The organism is Anaerotignum sp. (genome assembly GCF_030625865.1).
Lineage (GTDB): Bacteria > Bacillota > Clostridia > Lachnospirales > Anaerotignaceae > Chakrabartyella.
The window spans coordinates 25141-42784 of record NZ_DAOUQB010000005.1 but is presented as its reverse complement, the minus strand read 5'-3'; the positions used below and the strand labels follow the sequence as shown (position 1 = coordinate 42784).

At 33.8% G+C, this 17644-nt stretch carries 15 protein-coding genes; 10 read left to right on the top strand and 5 right to left on the bottom strand.

What is annotated here, in order from left to right:
- On the top strand, positions 1-861 hold the full coding sequence (locus tag P9Q65_RS02615) for an aldo/keto reductase (RefSeq protein ID WP_304507605.1): 861 nt from the start codon (positions 1-3) through the stop codon (positions 859-861).
- 188 nt (positions 862-1049) lie between these two features.
- Here the strand turns inward: P9Q65_RS02615 and P9Q65_RS02610 are convergent, their stop codons facing one another.
- Positions 1050-1700, bottom strand: a complete 651-nt coding sequence (locus P9Q65_RS02610; RefSeq protein WP_304507603.1) for a GntR family transcriptional regulator — start codon at positions 1698-1700, stop codon at positions 1050-1052.
- Between the two features lie 306 nt (positions 1701-2006).
- On the opposite strand from P9Q65_RS02610, the gene P9Q65_RS02605 reads away from it, so the two are divergent.
- The 8 genes from P9Q65_RS02605 (at position 2007) to eno (ending at position 12030) form a co-directional block, all read left to right on the top strand.
- Positions 2007-2969 carry an aminopeptidase gene (locus P9Q65_RS02605; protein ID WP_304507602.1) on the top strand — a complete coding sequence of 321 codons (963 nt, stop codon included), beginning with the start codon at positions 2007-2009 and terminating at the stop codon, positions 2967-2969.
- An 84-nt stretch (positions 2970-3053) separates the two neighbouring features.
- Complete coding sequence (locus P9Q65_RS02600; protein WP_304507600.1) at positions 3054-4334, top strand: aminotransferase class V-fold PLP-dependent enzyme; 1281 nt, start codon at positions 3054-3056, stop codon at positions 4332-4334.
- A gap of 47 nt (positions 4335-4381) precedes the next feature.
- Positions 4382-5743 carry a dicarboxylate/amino acid:cation symporter gene (locus P9Q65_RS02595; RefSeq protein ID WP_304507599.1) on the top strand — a complete coding sequence of 454 codons (1362 nt, stop codon included), beginning with the start codon at positions 4382-4384 and terminating at the stop codon, positions 5741-5743.
- A gap of 100 nt (positions 5744-5843) precedes the next feature.
- Positions 5844-6809, top strand: coding sequence for a D-2-hydroxyacid dehydrogenase (locus tag P9Q65_RS02590; protein WP_304507598.1), 966 nt, complete (start codon positions 5844-5846; stop codon positions 6807-6809).
- Between the two features lie 165 nt (positions 6810-6974).
- Complete coding sequence (locus tag P9Q65_RS02585; RefSeq protein WP_304507596.1) at positions 6975-8054, top strand: CdaR family transcriptional regulator; 1080 nt, start codon at positions 6975-6977, stop codon at positions 8052-8054.
- 109 nt (positions 8055-8163) lie between these two features.
- Positions 8164-9594, top strand: a complete 1431-nt coding sequence (pyk, locus tag P9Q65_RS02580) for a pyruvate kinase (RefSeq protein WP_304507595.1) — start codon at positions 8164-8166, stop codon at positions 9592-9594.
- A 10-nt stretch (positions 9595-9604) separates the two neighbouring features.
- Positions 9605-10765 carry a glycerate kinase family protein gene (locus P9Q65_RS02575; RefSeq protein ID WP_304507594.1) on the top strand — a complete coding sequence of 387 codons (1161 nt, stop codon included), beginning with the start codon at positions 9605-9607 and terminating at the stop codon, positions 10763-10765.
- Positions 10765-12030 carry a phosphopyruvate hydratase gene (gene eno, locus P9Q65_RS02570; protein WP_304507593.1) on the top strand — a complete coding sequence of 422 codons (1266 nt, stop codon included), beginning with the start codon at positions 10765-10767 and terminating at the stop codon, positions 12028-12030. Before P9Q65_RS02575 ends, eno begins: the two co-directional genes overlap by 1 nt.
- 342 nt (positions 12031-12372) lie before the next feature.
- On the opposite strand, the gene P9Q65_RS02565 is transcribed toward eno, so the two are convergent.
- The 4 genes from P9Q65_RS02565 to iorA all read right to left on the bottom strand — a co-directional run bounded on the left by P9Q65_RS02565 (position 12373) and on the right by iorA (position 16510).
- On the bottom strand, positions 12373-12468 hold the full coding sequence (locus P9Q65_RS02565; RefSeq protein WP_304507591.1) for a MerR family transcriptional regulator: 96 nt from the start codon (positions 12466-12468) through the stop codon (positions 12373-12375).
- Between the two features lie 24 nt (positions 12469-12492).
- Positions 12493-13845 carry an MATE family efflux transporter gene (locus P9Q65_RS02560; protein ID WP_304507589.1) on the bottom strand — a complete coding sequence of 451 codons (1353 nt, stop codon included), beginning with the start codon at positions 13843-13845 and terminating at the stop codon, positions 12493-12495.
- A gap of 318 nt (positions 13846-14163) precedes the next feature.
- The gene (locus P9Q65_RS02555) at positions 14164-14742 is read right to left on the bottom strand and encodes an indolepyruvate oxidoreductase subunit beta (protein WP_304507587.1); all 579 of its coding nucleotides are present in this window, start codon (positions 14740-14742) and stop codon (positions 14164-14166) included.
- A 1-nt stretch (position 14743) separates the two neighbouring features.
- Positions 14744-16510: an indolepyruvate ferredoxin oxidoreductase subunit alpha gene (gene iorA, locus P9Q65_RS02550; RefSeq protein ID WP_304507585.1), complete on the bottom strand. Its 1767-nt coding sequence runs from the start codon at positions 16508-16510 to the stop codon at positions 14744-14746.
- A gap of 191 nt (positions 16511-16701) precedes the next feature.
- Here iorA and P9Q65_RS02545 point away from each other — a divergent pair, with 191 nt between their 5' ends.
- A complete protein-coding gene (locus P9Q65_RS02545; protein WP_304507583.1) occupies positions 16702-17346 on the top strand; it encodes a helix-turn-helix transcriptional regulator in 645 nt (214 codons plus the stop codon).
- Positions 17347-17644 lie beyond the last annotated feature (298 nt).

Here is a 17644-nt window from a genome sequence, read left to right as displayed (position 1 = left end):
GTGAAATCAATAAATGATACTGTCTTGTTAAATAATAAATATAAAATACCTTGCCTTGGTTTTGGAACATGGCAAACACCTGATGGAGAAACTGCAATTAAAGCTGTAAAGTGTGCGATAGAAAACGGTTATCGTCATATTGATGATGCTGCTGGCTATGGCAATGAGAAGAGTGTTGGAGTAGCAATTGAAGAAGCTTTAGCAGAATGTAATATAAAAAGGGAAGAATTATTTATAACAAGCAAAGTTTGGAATACAGAAAGGGGGTATGAAAAAACTATTGAAGCATTTGAAAAAACTCTAAAAGATTTAAGATTAGAGTATTTGGATTTATATCTTATTCATTGGCCAGCTAATGCAAAGCAGTTTGAAAACTGGGATGAAATAAATTTAGATACATGGCGTGCAATGACAGATTTGTATAAGGATGGAAAAATAAAAGCTATTGGTGTTTCAAACTTTTTAGAACATCACTTAAAATCACTTCTAGATACTGAAATAAAGCCAATGGTTAATCAAATAGAGTTTCATCCTGGGATGATGCAAAAGGAAACAGTAGATTTTTGTATAGCTAATAATATCGTTGTAGAAGCATGGAGTCCACTTGGAACAGGGCGAATGCTTTCAAATGATGTATTGATTAAAATTGCAAAAAAATATAATCGTTCAGTAGCACAAATTTGTATTAGATGGGCATTGCAAAATAAGGTGGTTCCGTTGCCTAAATCCATAACACCGTCAAGAATTATTGAGAATACACAGGTGTTCGACTTTGAAATTGAAGAAATGGATATGGTGGCAATTAACAATATGAAATATTGTGGTGGATCAGGACTAAATCCTGATGAAGTAGATTTTTAATCTAAAGTATATTTTGATGATATAATATAGGAATTATACTCAAGAGATGATTTTCCATTCGTAGACATACTATAATATATCCAATTGTGTAAAATCATGAGAATATAAAAATAAAAACCCTCGTAGCCAAGAACTGTATTTGGTCAAAGCTACGGGGGTTTTCTTTTTTAATCAAGCAATTAATGATACTATTTAGATAAAAAGTTACTTGTTAAACTACGAAGACCGTTTAAAATATTTTCTTCAATTGCATCAGCAAAACCCTGTCTATCTTGTTGTTCCAATTTTTCTAAAATATAAAGATGTTCATTTATAGATTCAGATAGGCGAGAGGACATAATATTCTTAATACCTACCATAAATGCACGATCATACAATTGATTAGTTATAGATGACAATTCATAATTTATATTTTTATCTAAAATGTATCTATGGAAAAATATATCTTCTTCCATAAATGCTTTTGCATCTTCATTTTTAGCAATTTGTTGCTGTTTTTTTATAGATTCTTTTAAGATTTCAATGTCCTTATCTGTAAAAATATCCATTACTCTTTTTGCATTATAAGATTCGATAGCGGCACGGAGTTCATAAATACCACAAGCCGACTCTATTGAAATAGTATTTATAATAGCACCTTGCTTAGGAATTACAGTAAGTAATTTTTCATATTCTAATCGTTGGCAAGCATTTGTGACAGGAGTTCTACTTATTTGAAGTGTTTCTGCCATCGCATTAATACTGATTGCTTGTCCAGGTTTCAATTCTCCGTTAAGAATCATTTTTTTGATTGATTCATAAGCTCTTATACTAAGATTATCTTTTTCTTTGGATATCATTTATATCAACTCCCACATAATGTCTTTGTAATTAATTTATTTAATTATAGCAGAGCAAAGCCTTGCATGCAAGATGCGTTTTAAAAATATTTTCGTCATGATTAATAATAAAATTTTTCTATTAACATAAAATCAACTTGTATTTTGAGCGAATTGCCTAAAATAAAAAATAAATAACAATTAGCTTGACAATAAGTTTTAAGTTAACTATACTTTAAATAAATTCAACTTACATGCAACATAAGTGCAACATAAATGCAAATGCGATTGTGGATGTAATGGATGTAATTACAAGGAGGAAAACGTATGAAAGATTTACCAAAAGCAGCAAATATACTTCTTACAACATGTTCTGAATGTAAGAAAGACGAGAAAATTTTATTTGTAACAGACCCAACAAGTTATGAAGTTGCAAGATTAGTTTATGATGCAGCCAAAGATTTTCCGAATAAATCATTAATAATGATGGATGAAAGAAATATGCATGGTGAAAATTCTACTGATTTAGTGGCTGCAGCAATGTTAGAGGCAGATGTAATTTTCGGCGCAACTAAGTTTTCATTATTCCATTCAAATGCTAGAAAAGCAGCAGTTGCAAAAGGTGCTAGATTCGTAAATATGGCAGACTACAGTATAGGCATGATGCACGCAGGTGGGTTATATGCTAATTTTGCAGAAGCAAGAGAGGTTTGTTCAAGAATTGCCGATATAGAACAAGATGCAAAAACAGTAACAATTACATCGGAAAAAGGTTCTCATTTTACATGCTCTGTAGAAGGCAGAAATCCAGTTCCGCAATATGCACGCAGTATTGAAAAAGGAACAAGTTCTTCTCCTCCTGATGTTGAGTGTGCAACTTGTGCAGTAGAAGGCACAGGATACGGCGTTGTGTACATAGACGGAAGCATTCCCCATCCAAAACTAGGTTTAATTCATGATGAAATTAAAATTACAATAGAAGCAAGTAAGATTGTAAAAATTGAAGGCGGAGAACAAGCAAAAATTTTATCTGAAGTTATGGAATCCTTCAATGATGAAAAGGTATATATGGTTGGTGAAATCGGAATTGGCTTAAATCCGATGTGTGAATTAAATGGTAGAATGCTTGAAGACGAAGGCTGTGGTGGAACAGTACATTTTGGCTGTGGTGACAACCTAGGCTTTGGTGGAACTGTAAGTTGCCCAGTGCATTTAGATTTAATTTTTACAAAACCAACTTTAAAAATAGATGAAACAGTAGTGTTAAATGAAGGAAATGTTGTTGTTTAAACAGGTAAAAGTTATTTTAAGTTGGATTTTATTGTATACAGAAATTATTATATAATTTATTATGGAGAGTAGAGGTATAAGATTATGAATGAAGAAAAAGGGATTATGTTTGATAGTGAATTAATTGCAGAGTTAAAAAGTCAGTTCTATATGCCTGATGAAGACCCTAAATCAGGATCTAGACTTTTCTTTGATAATTCAGGTGGTTCTCTTCGTTTAAAAAAAGCTGTAGAAATTAAAGAAGCTTTAGAAAGATATCCTGATTGCCCTGAAAGAGCTCATGAAACAGGTTTAATGCTTTTAGATTACGTTAAAAAAGGTACAGAAGAAATTCTAGATATCGTATTTGATGCTAAAAGTGGTTCATTAATGTCCGAACTCTCAGCTTCACAATGTATGTTTCAAATCGTTGATATCATTATGGAAAATGCTGAAGGAACAAACGCAGTTGTTTCAGTTTTAGAACATCCATCTGCATTCGATGCTATGCAGTTCCACTGTGAAAAACATGGACGTGAACTTCGTGTAGCGCAAGCAAATAAAGAAACAGGTAGAATTGACCCTGAAGAAGTGGCAAGATTAGTAGATAAAGATACGTGTCTTGTAAGTATTATGTCAGCTTCCAATATTTCTGGTAGCGTAATGGACATTGAAGGAATTGTTAAAGCTGTTAGAGCAATCAAACCTGAAATTTATATCATTAGTGATGCTGTACAACATGCGCCACATATGGTAATGGATGTAGAATCATTAGCACTTGATGCAATGAACTTTGCACCATATAAATTCTTTAGTATTCGTGGTTGTGGATATGCTTATGTATCAGACAGAGTTGCGAACATGCCACATCATAAAATTATTGCTAAAGATCAAAAGATTTTCGCACTTGGTACACCTACACCTGGCAACTTTGCTGCAATGATGGCAGTAATTGATTATGTAGCATCAATTGGTAAGAAATTTATCGATAGTGAAGATAGAAAAGAACTTTACCGTGAAGGTATGAGAAGAATTCACTTACAAGAAAGAGCTTTATTATATCGTATTTTAGAAGGAACAGAAGAAGTACCGGGACTTAGACATATCAAAGGTGTTGAAATTAGTGCTGATCCAGACTCTGTAGAAGAAAGAGATTTAATTGCAGGTATTCGTATAGATGGATATAGCATAATTGGACTTGCTGAAGAATACCAACGCAGAGGTGTAACAACTGCTCCTCGTGATGCAGCAAGTATTTACTCAAATCGTATCGTAAACGCTTTAGGGGCAGACAAAGGCTTAGTACGTGTATCTCCGATGCATTGTCACAGTGCAGAAGATATCGATAGATTCTTAAAAATTACAGCGGAATTAGCTGCAAAATAAGATGTGATATAAAATTTTAAGCTGTTATCTTTTAGGAGGAATTGAATATGGAAAAAAGCAACTTAGTTCGAAAAATGCTGATAGCTTTGGTAGCTGCTTTTGCAAGTGGATTTGCTCTCATGTTGTTAAAGGAAAATTTAATTAACGGGGGAAATGAATCAACTTGGGACGTTATTTATTCATTCTTATGTGCAGACGTTACAAAAGAGTCAGGCCTTGGTATATTATTTGTAATTCAAACACTATTTTTAAATGGATTAAAATTGATTATAGTTCCGTTGGTATTCACATCACTTTTGCTTGCAATGGATAGCATTACAGACTTGAAAAAGCTTGGAAGAATGGCTTATAAAACAGCCGGAGGGTTTTTCTTTATTTATGTAATTGGATGTATTGTGGCAAGTATTATTGCTACAATATGTATGAAAATGGGGATATTTACTATTTCAGAAACAATCGTACGTGATACTTCCAATTTAACACGAGTAAGCGTTCCTAACCCAATGTCGATTTTAATTGCAATGGTACCTGACAACATGTTTGCAACATTTTCAAACAATGGAGGAATTCTTGCGGTTGTATTTATAGCAGTAACAAGCGGTTTATGCCTAAATATAATGGGAGAAAGTGGCGAACCGTTTAAAAATGTTGTTAGAAGCGTTGCAGAAATGATTAGAATCTGTGTTGATTTCTTAATTAATAAAATAGGTCCATTTGCAATTTTTGCTATGATAACAAGAGCAATGGCGTTATATGGAATCAATGAAGTGAAATCGGTAATTGTTTATGTTGGGATAACAATTTTGGCGTTGTTAATCTATTTATTAATTGGATATCCTCTGATAATATTTGCTTTTACAAAATTAAATCCAGTTATTTTTATGAAAAAAATTGCAAAAGTTGGTTTATTAGCTTTCTCAGCGGCAGCTTCATCACCTGCGTTGCCGCTTAATACAGAAACAGCAATAAATGAACTTGGTGTAAAAGAAGATATTGCAAACTTTGTATTGCCTTTAGGTATGACAATCAACATGAATGGTACTGCAATGATGCATGTTCTAGGTGCAACATTTATAGCTACAGCTGCAGGCTATCAAGTTTCTCCAGCAGATTTTGTGATGATGTCATTGCTTGCGATTATGTCATCAGCTGGTACTCCAGCTATTCCGGCAGCTGGTTCAGTTTTACTCTTAACAGTTGCAACGGGTATGGGATATACAAATGAAGTTGCAATGATTACATATGCACTCATCTTAGCAATTAATAAACCTGTAGAAATGGTTCTTACATCTTTAAATGTTGTAGGAGATGCAAGTGTTGCACTTATGATTGCAAATTCTGAAGGTGATTTTGATAAAGATGTATATTACGATAGAAAAGTAATTAACGAAGCAAATGCAGAAGCATAATATTAAGTAACCATTTTTGATTAGAGCTACTGTAAAAAACAATTGCAGTAGCTCTTGCTTATATCAAATATATTTTTAGGACTAAAGGGAAGGTGGATATATGAAAATTGTAATTTTAGATGGATATACAGAAAATCCAGGAGATTTATCATGGGAAGAACTTGAAAAACTTGGAGAGGTTACTGTTTATGATAGAACTTCTTATGCTGATGCTCCGATTATAGCTGAAAGAATTGGTGATGCCGAAATCGTTGTTATAAACAAAACACCTATTTCAAAAGAAACAATTGATAAATGTCCTAACATCAAAGTTATCGCTGTTCTTGCAACAGGCTATAATGTAGTTGATTATAACTACGCTAAAGAAAAAGGAATTCCAGTTGTAAATGTACCAACTTATGGTACACAAATTGTTGGTCAATACGCAGTTGGTTTATTATTGGAAATTTGTTCTCACTATGGTCACCACGACAAGACGGTTAAAGAAGGTAAGTGGGAAAACAACGCTGATTGGTGCTATTGGGACTATCCAATGATTGAATTATATGGAAAAACAGCTGGTGTTATCGGTCTTGGCAGAATTGGTCAAACAACAGCAAGAATGTTAAATGCATTAGAAATGAATGTTTTAGCTTATGATGCATTTGAAAGTGAAGCAGGCAAGAAACTTGCTGTTTACGTTTCACTTGATGAGCTTCTAGCAAAATCGGATGTTATTTTCTTACACTGCCCGTTATTTGCAGAAACAGAAGGAATAATCAATAGAGATAATATTGCCAAGATGAAAGATGGTGTAATCATAATTAATAACAGCCGTGGTCAACTTGTTGTTGAACAAGATTTAGCTGACGCGCTTAATTCAGGAAAAGTTTATGCAGCAGGTTTAGATGTTGTTTCTACGGAGCCAATCAATGCTGATAATCCATTGTTAAAAGCTAAAAACTGTATTATTACACCTCATATTTCTTGGGCGGCAAAAGAATCACGCCAAAGAATTATGGATATTACAGTAGATAATTTAAAAGCGTTTTTATCTGGCAATCCTATAAATGTGGTAAATAAATAAATCTTTTGAAGATAAGTATAATAGAGGTGTGGAAGTGATATATTTGTCATGTTTCTACACCTTTTTTTGAAAGACTAACTATTAAAAGTCAAATCAGTATAATAATACAACTGTATGTTCAACTTAAAATATACAAATACAAGTTTTTTGGGAAGGCTGATTTATATGCTTAGTAGAAATTCAATTGGAACAGAATTATCACAAAAGATAGTTGATTCAATAAAGTCGGTTGTAGATGTTGACATTAATTTTATAAACACAAATGGAATTATAATTGCAAGCACAGATGCTGGTAGAATAGGCAGTTTTCATGAAGTTGCCCTTGATATTGTTCATAAAAAATCAGCAGAATATGTGGTTGATGAGGGCAGGTATAACGGTGTAAAAAAAGGAATAAACTACCCAATATTTCATGAAAATCAGGTCGTTGCAGTTATAGGTATGACAGGAGAACCAAATAATATAGAAAAATATGGGTTTATAATTACTAAAATTTGTGAAGTTTTTATAAAGGAAAATGAAATTGAAAGAAAAATAAACAGCAGGAAAGAACTGGCAAAAAGGCTAGTTACGGCACTTATATATAACAATTCAGATAATATTGACAATATGCTTGAAGAATTGAATATAAATGAAAAAGTTAAATATGCCGTTATAAACGTATCTTTGAAAAAGAACTGTTCAACAGATATTTTCATAAGGTTTGAAAATGAATTTATTAGGGATTTCGAAAGTAATAATAGTGGATATTATATTTATAATTATCCAAATGAGTACATTCTACTTATTAATGAAAAAGAGTATTTAAATATCAAAAGAAAGCTTGATTATTTTGGAAATTCATTTAAAGAATATGCAACGATCGGGATAGGTACGCTTGAGAATATTCACAATGCAAATATTTCATATAATTTTTCAAAATATGCAAGGAAGTATGCTGATAAGAATGAGAATTTTTACGCATATTCAGAAGAATGTGATTTAGAAATATTTCTATCAAGCGTAGATACAAAAGTTATGAAAAATTTTCAAAAGAAGATTTACAACGTTCTTACTGCTGAGGAAAAACAGCTTTTACTGCTTTATTTTGAAAATAATTGTTCATTGAAATTAGTTTCTGAGAGTCTTTTTATACACAAAAATACAGTTCAGTATAAGTTATCCCAAATAAAAGAAAAAACAGGTTTTGACCCACGGCAATTCAAAGATGCTGTTTCGCTATATATTGGTTTATATGAAATTTAACATAGTACGAATAACAAAAAGAAAATAAATTCTTCTCCTTTTTTTATTTTGCATAACATAGTGACATAATACTAATTTTGTTACACTGTTCATAAAAGGGGGCATTATAATGAAAAAAACTAAGATTATATGTACTTTAGGGCCTGCATCGGATAGTGTAGAACAAATTTGTAGTTTAATTGAAAATGGTATGGATATTGCAAGATTTAATTTTTCTCATGGTTCATATGATGAACATTTGAAAAGACTGAAATTGTTAAAATTAGCCCGAAAAGAAATGAATGTGCCGGTTGCGACCTTGCTTGACACAAAAGGTCCTGAAATTAGGACAGGTATACTAGAAAATTCACAAAAAATTTATCTTGATGAAGGCAAGGAATTTATTCTCACAACCAAGGAAATCGTTGGGAATGAGACCATTTGCAGTATTAATTATGACAAAATATGTGCGGATTGTTCAGTGGGTACAAAAATTCTTATAGATGATGGCTTGATAGAATTAGAAGTAATACATAAGACAGGAGACACATTGAAATGTATTATCAAAAACGGCGGATACTTAGGGGAGAGAAAGGGAGTTAATATTCCAAATATAAAAACGTCTTTGCCATCAGTAACCGATAAAGATATTGAGGATATCATTTTTGGCATAGAAAATGATTTTGATTTTGTTGCAGCTTCTTTTATTAGAAATGCAGAAGCAGTAAGAGAAATTAAAAAAATTATTAACAACAAAAATTCCAATATGCAAATAATTTCAAAAATTGAAAATCAAGAGGGTATAGATAATATTGATGAAATAATCAGAGAAAGCGATGGAATAATGGTGGCAAGAGGAGATTTGGGAGTTGAAGTCCCCGAGGAAAAAGTTCCCCTTTACCAAAAAATGATTATACGAAAGTGCAGCGAACAATGCAAAAGTGTTATTACCGCAACGCAGATGCTTGACTCTATGATTAGAAATCCTCGGCCTACACGTGCAGAGGTTGGAGATGTAGCAAACGCAGTGTATGATGGAACTGATGCAGTAATGCTTTCAGGTGAAACTGCTGTAGGAAAATACCCAATTGAGGCAGTAAAGTTAATGTCTGATATTCTCAAAGAAACAGAAAAACAGATGGATAAGACACTTTTTAGAAAACGCAAAGTAACAGAGGACAACCTTTATAATGTTGCAAACATAATATGCAACGCCTCAGTTTTGGCGGCAGAAGAAATTAATGCAAAATTTATTGCTGCACCAACTTTAAGCGGTTTCACGGCTAAAATGCTTTCAAAATGGCGTTCTGACAAAATTACATTGGGTATTTCTCCTGATGAGAGAACGCTAAGACAAATGCAACTTTATTGGGGCATTGTACCTGCAATGGAGGAAGAGGGAAAGGAATATAAGGACTACATTGCCGATGTTTTAAGTAAAAACCATTCCGTGGAAGAAGCAGAGGGAGATTTTGCCATTATTATTTCGGGAATAAAAGATAAAGAAAAAGAACGTAAATCAGGAAATACAAATAATATGCGAATTATACATTTAGTTTAGGGGGAAATGTATGAAAACAGTTATAGCCATTGATTCTTTGAAAGGAAGTCTTTCATCAGAGGAGGCAGGAAATGCAATTAAGGATGGAATAAAAAGGGTTTTCCCGAATTGCAACATCGTGGTAAAAGCACTTGCTGATGGTGGTGAAGGTACGATTGAGGCGCTTACTTTTGGTAACAACGGCATTATAAAAAACGTAGTGGTTAGCGGACCCTTAGAGGAAAAGGTCAATGCAAGCTATGGGATCACTAATTCTGGAAAAACCGCCGTAATTGAAATCGCACAAGCGGCTGGCATAAATCTGGTAAGTGATAAAGATAAAAATCCGTTAAAAACAACAACCTACGGCGTAGGTGAGTTGATAAAAGATGCAATAAATAATGGGATAAGGGATTTCATTGTTGGCATCGGCGGTAGTGTTACAAATGACTGTGGAATAGGCATGCTTTCAGCTTTGGGGTGGAAATTTATAGATAAAAACAAAAAATGTGTTTCTCCAAACGGAGGGGGCCTAAAAGATATTTTGCTTATTGATGATACCAACGTAATAAGTGAATTGAAAGAATGTAAATTTGTGATTGCTTGTGATGTTACAAATCCTTTGTGCGGCAAAAATGGTGCAAGCCATATTTATGGCAAACAAAAAGGTGCAGATGAAAAAATGCGATACGAACTAGATGTTAATTGCAAGCATTTTGCAGATTTAGTAAAAGCTACATATGGAATAGATAACGAAAATGTTGCTGGTACGGGTGCCGCTGGTGGACTTGGATATGGGTTTATTACATTCTTAAATGGCGAACTTAAGCCTGGCATAAAGATAGTATTAGAGCAGATAAGTATAGAGGACGATATTAAAGATGCAGACTATGTTGTGACAGGTGAAGGCAGAATTGATTTTCAAACATCGATGGGCAAAGCACCTGCAGGAGTTGCAGAACTGGCAAAAAAATATGGTGCTGTTGTGATAGGGTTGTCTGGTTGCATTGGTGAAGGTGCAAACGAATGCAATGCAAATGGAATAGATGCTTTTTTCTCTATATTAAAAAAGTCAGTATCACTTGAGGAGGCTATGGATAAGGAGAATGCAACTGAAAATATGGCTGATAAGGCTGAACAAGTTTTTAGACTGATAAAAGCGATTAGTAAAAATGAAAGGGGGCGAATATAATGGGGCAGTTTATAAAAATAAAAGATTTATGTGCAATAGAAGTAATTGATTCAAGAGGAAATCCTACGGTAGAAACAGAAGTTATACTTGAAAATGGGATAAAGGGACGTGGAATTGTACCGTCTGGTGCTTCAACAGGCACATTTGAGGCTGTTGAACTGAGAGATAATGACAGCAGATTTAACGGGAATGGTGTAATGAAAGCTGTTAATAACGTAAATACTGCAATTAAAAATACGATTGTGGGTATGAATGTTTTTGCTCAGGGAGAGATTGATAAAGCTATGATTGCACTTGATGGAACAGATAATAAAGCCAATATTGGAGCTAATGCAATATTAAGTGTCTCCATTGCAGTTGCAGTGGCTGCAGCAAATTCATTAGGAATTGAACTCTACGAATACATAGGTGGCCTAAATTCAAAAGTAATGCCTGTACCTATGATGAACATTATGAACGGAGGTCAACACGCAGATAATACTGTGGATATTCAGGAATTTATGATAATGCCCTATGGTGCAAAATCTTTTAAAGAAGGACTTCGTATGTGTTGCGAAATATATTATACATTGAAGAAACTTCTTAAAAATAAAGGGTTATCCACATCAGTTGGCGACGAAGGTGGGTTTGCGCCTAATTTAGAAAATGCAGAGGTGGTAATCGATTTAATTTGTGAAGCGGTGGAAAAAGCTGGTTATAAGTGGGGAGATGATATTAAAATTGCCCTTGATATTGCCGCATCAGAGTTGTTTGACGAGAATACAGGAAAATATTATTTTGTTGGAGAAAGCAAAATGGCTAACAGCGATATTTATAGAACTTCAGAGGAAATGATACAATTCTGTGAAAGTCTCTGTGAAAAATATCCCATTTGTTCAATAGAAGACGCACTCTTTGAAGAAGATTGGGATGGATGGAAAAAACTTCAGGATCGGCTAGGGGATAAGGTTCAGCTTGTTGGAGATGACCTTTTTGTTACAAACACAAAGAGACTTAAAAGAGGTATAGAAAACAAAAGTGCAAATGCTATTCTTATTAAAATGAACCAAATAGGGTCAATAACTGAAACCCTTGAAGCTATAAGAATGGCAAAAGAAAATGGTATGGCAGTTGTTATTAGTCACCGCTCAGGTGAAACAGAGGACACTACTATTTCTGATATTGCAGTCGCAGTAAATGCAGGGCAAATTAAGACAGGTGCACCTTGCAGGACAGAAAGAACAGCAAAATATAATAGACTATTAAGAATTGAAAATTATTTATAATGTATGCTCCGCACCCCCCCACTCTTTAAAGCAGGTTCTTTCGTTGGGGCGGCACATACATTTTTCAAATCAATCATCAGCTTTTTTATATCCTTATAAGAAACGAATTTCGTAGCCCCAGAACGTTTTTTTCTCATTCATATTAAAACCAAGGGTAATGTAAACTGCACTTTTTACAATATGCCATTCGCTGCGGACATGATAGTGGATGCAGCCATAAATATGACTGCCCACCTCCATTATTTTAGTAGTAAAATACATTGGTTTCGCAGTTTGTATATCTTGTTAGTACTTCACAATCAAATTCTTGTCTCAGAAAACCAGCCGATTCATCTCGTGCTTTTAAAGCCCTATTTTCTCGTAGTGGCGCAGGGATCTAACACTTAATTGAAACATCTTTGCGACATCACCAATTAGAAACAGACCGGTTTTTTTCATTTCAGTAATCCTCCTTTTTAGAGCCTATATAGATATAGAATGGATTAGTTTGTCAGGATGTTTATTCATCCAAACAAAAACACTGATACAAATGATAACTGATATGACTGACCCAACTGGAGATGCAATTCCCATTGGAAAGAGTGTATCCGTAAAATACTTTGATGCTAAATATGCAAGTGGAATACGGGCGAAGATAATTGAAATCAAATTATGGATAAACGATATACCGGATAGACCGTATGCACAGAAATAGCCGCTAAAACTAAAATGAACTCCTGCAAAAATACAATCCAAAACGTAGCCGCTCATATATTGCCCACCAAGCAAAATTACTGCTGGATCATCTGTAAATAGTCCGACGGCAGGTTCAGCTACAAATTGCATGAAAATAGCTGAAATTGTACCAAAAGAAACTGCTATCAAAGTAGCATACTGTAGCGTTTGACGAGCACGTTCATGCTCATTTGCGCCAATATTTTGTGCAGTAAGTGCAGAAATAGTTGACAACATGGACGATGGGACAAGAAATAAAACGCTGATAATTTTTTCAACGATCCCTACTGCTGCTGCATCGTTTAACCCCCGTTTATTTGCAATTACTATAATCACAATAAAAGCAATCTGAATAAAACCATCCTGCAATGCAATTGGGACACCAACTTTCAGCAAATTCCCCATGGTTTTTTTTTGTGGCCTAAAATCCTTTTGGGAAACATTTATTCCAGTTTTCCGTTTGATAATGACTATCAAAGAAACTATAACGCTGATGGCCTGCGATAACGTTGTTCCTAAAGCAGCGCCGGCTGCACCGAGTTGAAATATTCCGATAAAAAGATAGTCCAGCACGATATTAGATGCACAAGCTATCGCAATAAAGTACATAGGGCTTTTGGAGTCTCCCATCCCGCGAAAAATGGAACTAATAATGTTGTATGCAGTAATAAACGGTATACCAATAAAACAAATTGTAAGATATGAAGTGGTTCCTGAAATAGCTTCAGTAGGAGTTGACATAATGGCAACAATTGAATTTATTGCAACGAGCAACACAATTGAAACTATGATTGACAATGTCAAAAACAGAGTAATAGTATTTCCGATAGCAATGGATGCCAGATTATGATTTCTTGCACCGACTGCACGTCCAATGATAACGGTTGTACCCATTGCCAGACCGACAATCATGACAGTCAGCATATGCATAATTTGACTTCCGATAGAAACTGCGGTGGTACCATCAATTCCATTGAATTGGCCGATAATAAACAGGTCAGCCATGCCGTATAGTGTTTGAAGAAAATAAGAGAGTAAGTACGGTAGTGAGAAATATACAATGGTTTTGAATACACTACCTGTGGTTAAATTCTTTTCCATAAACAGATTCTCGTCCTTTGCTCATTTTTATTTGGGTATATCATAATGTCTACAACTACTGTAGAGTCAATACATAAAATGAATTTCTTTTAAATATGATTCTGGATCTTTCTATTCTGTCATATTTTTTTGATGCGGGGTAATATGAATTATTAAAGATAATGCAAAAAGAGTGAATATAACATTTTTGCAGATTGATATCTATCTAAAAAAGATTCAACCCATAGTTTATGGATTGAATCTTTTACTAGGAGTGAAGTAAAAATTTTAGTAGTCTTGTAATGAACGGATAAAAAAATTTTGAGGACAAACTAAAAATTATACACTTTTTAATCCAAGCTCAAAAGCTTGTAGATTTTGTTCTACAAATTTTTGTGGAACTTTTTTAGAAATAATTGATTTCCAATCATGTATATCAAGTTTTAAGATTTTAACAGCAGCACCAAGCATGATTATGCTTTGTACTCTGCTAGTACCTATTTGTTCAGCAAGTTTTGTAGCTTCAATAACATGTAAATTATCAATATTTTCTTTAAGAGCTTCAAAAATATTTTCTGGATATTTTTCTTTGCCCATTTTTACAGGAACAGGATGAATTTCAAAATCATTTACAACAACATGCCCGCCTTTTGCAAGCTTTGAAAGCCAACGTGCACTTTCAAGTTTTTCAAAAGCAAGAACTAAATCAGCTTCGTTGTCAGAAACAACAGGAGCATAAACTTTTTCGCCATACTTAATAAGACAATTTACTGTACCACCACGTTGAGAAAGACCATGTTGTTCAGTTTTTTTTACGTCATATCCAAGTTCAAGAAGACCATCAATAAGAATATCAGAAGCAAGAACAGTACCTTGACCGCCTACACCAACAACAGCAATAGATGAATTCTTTTTCATATTAACCACCAATCCTTTCAATTGCATCGAATGGGCAAATTTGTTGACAAATTGTACAACCATTACAATCCACTTTATTGATTTTTACATTTCCATTAGAAATTTCAAGTGCCGGACAACCTGTTTTTGCGATACAAACCTTACAATTTTTACATTTTTCTTGATTTACTTGACAGTGAATACCTTTGCGTGCTTCTTGCTGAGATTTTAAAAGTGCACAAGGTTGTTTTGAAATTACAACAAATAACTCTGTTGCTTCAAAAGCTTCTTTCACAGCAGCTCTTGTTGACATAAGATCATAAGGATCAATAACTCTAATATTTTTTGGATCAACACCACAGCCCTTTACGAGTTGTTCGATATCAACCATTGTTGATTGTTCACCCATTAAAGTTTTACCATTTACAGGGTTACCTTGATGCCCTGTCATAGCTGTTGTGCTGTTATCAAGAATGAATAAGCTAATTGCCGCTTTGTTGTAAACAGCATCGATAAGACCCGTGATCCCTGAATGGAAAAATGTAGAGTCGCCAATAAATGAGAATGTTTTAAGATCTCTATTGGATAGTTTTTTGATTTTATCAAAACCAATACCTGCAGTAATACTACCACCCATGTCGATCATTGTATCGGTAACGCTAAATGGTGGCAAAATGTTTAATGCGTAACAGCCGATATCACCCGTAGCTACAATTTTACCTACATATTTGCTAACTTCATGGTAGATACCTCTATGAGGACAACCAGCGCAGAATACAGCGGAACGAACTGGCGTATTGATATCGACAGAATATCCTTCTTTAGTATCAGAAAGACCGAAACCTTCTCTTACGATATCTGGAGTAAGTTCAAGACATCTAGGTAATTTATCTTTACCAACACAAGGAATACCAAGTGATTTTACGAAATCTTCCATGTATGGATCAAGTTCTTCAATTATGTATAATGTTTCAACACTTGCAGCAAATGCTTTGATTTTTTCATCAGGCATTGGGTAAGAGAAACCGATTTTCAAATAGGAAGCATCTTCGCCAAAAACTTCTTTAGCGTATTGGTAAGAAATACCGTTACAGATGATTCCGATTTTTTTGTTATACATTTCTATGCGATTTAATTCTGAAGTGTTAGAATAATCACGAAGTTTTAGTATACGTTCCTCAACAGCTTGATGCTTGTTTCTTGCAACAGCTGGAATGTTAGTGTTTTTCATAATATTTTTAGCATAAGTTTTGATTGGCACATTTTTACGTTCGCCTGTTGTAACAACTGTACTACCATGGTTTACGCGTGTTGAAGTTCTAATAAGGAAAGGTGTATCAAACTCTTCACTTAAATCAAAAGCGAGCTTAACAAAATCAAGGCATTCTTGACTATCAGCAGGCTCGATCATTGGTATTTTCATATGAGGAGCAAAGTTTCTACTGTCTGGCTCTGTTCCTGAACTGTTCATACCAGGATCATCGGCACAAATGATAACCAGACCACCTGTTGCGCCTTCATATACTGCGGGAAACACAGCATCTGAAGCCACGTTTAAACCAAAATGTTTCATTGCAGCAAGTGCCCGACCGCCTGCCATAGAAGCTCCAATACAAACTTCCGCGGCAACCTTTTCGTTTACCGACCATTCGGATGAAATTTCCTTATACTTTGATATATTTTTTAAAATTTCCGTACTTGGTGTACCAGGGTAAGCAGCAGCAACATGACATCCTGCCTCGTATGCGCCTCTGGCAATAGCTTCGTTTCCTAACATAACCTGCTTCATAATAACCTCCTATAAATTTGATAATTATTGTGTATAAGATGATGCTATTATAAAATTACTATAATGTCAAGTGAAAAATATAAAAAAATTACAATAAAATAATACCGAAACTTAGAATGTAATCTTGCGGAAAAGCGGAAAATATGATATAGTATAATAAAAAATTATAGTGATTTTTAAGGAGGAGCATCATGGCATATACCACAAAAATTTTAATTCAGATGGCAAAAGCAATGAGTAAATCTTTTGGAGATATTTGTGAAACTGTTGTGCGTGACAGTAATGCAAAGATCGTATATATTGAAAATTCACATATTACCAATCGTAAAGTTGGTGAAAAAATGGAGAAAAGTGTTCTTGACTATATTTTGCACAGAGCTCCAATTGAAAGCGATTCAGTTATAAGAACAACTAAAAAGAAAGATGGAACACTGTTAAAATCAACTACTACTGTTTTTTTTGATGAAAGTAATGAGTTGGAAGCAATGATATGCATTACTATTGATATGACTCACATGAATGAAACAAGAAAATTCTTAGACACATTTATGAATGCTTACCTTACAGATGAGAAAACAGAAGAAAATTCCATGAACATTGTTGATTACACAAGAACTGTGATTTCTGAGATTATAAATGACGTTGGGAAACCTTCAACTTTAGGTACGAAAGAAATGAGATATGAGATTATAAAAAAACTTAATGATAAAGGTGTTTTCCTTATAAAAGACTCTGTTCCGCAAGTTTGTGAATTACTTTCTATGTCACAAGCTACATTATATAACTATCTAAGAGATGTGCGTTTAATGGACAGGAAAACTTTTGGAAATGTTTAAAACAATATGAAATAATTGCATAGTGTAAAAAAGTGTGTGTTTATTATACAAATAAGCACGCATTTTTTTTTGTTAAATTTTAGAATGTTTTTCTATGAGCTCAATAATAAATTGTTGTAAATTTACTTTAAAAAATAAAAAATATAATAAAAAAATAATTTTAAAAAGACAGGTTTATATCATGGGTTAGTTATAGACATGAACTAGAAAAAAAGATAAAGGAGATGATTAGTCTGTTTCATAAGTAATTATTTTTTTTAAAAGTTTATAGGATACGCACCTACAATAAATGTTGGAA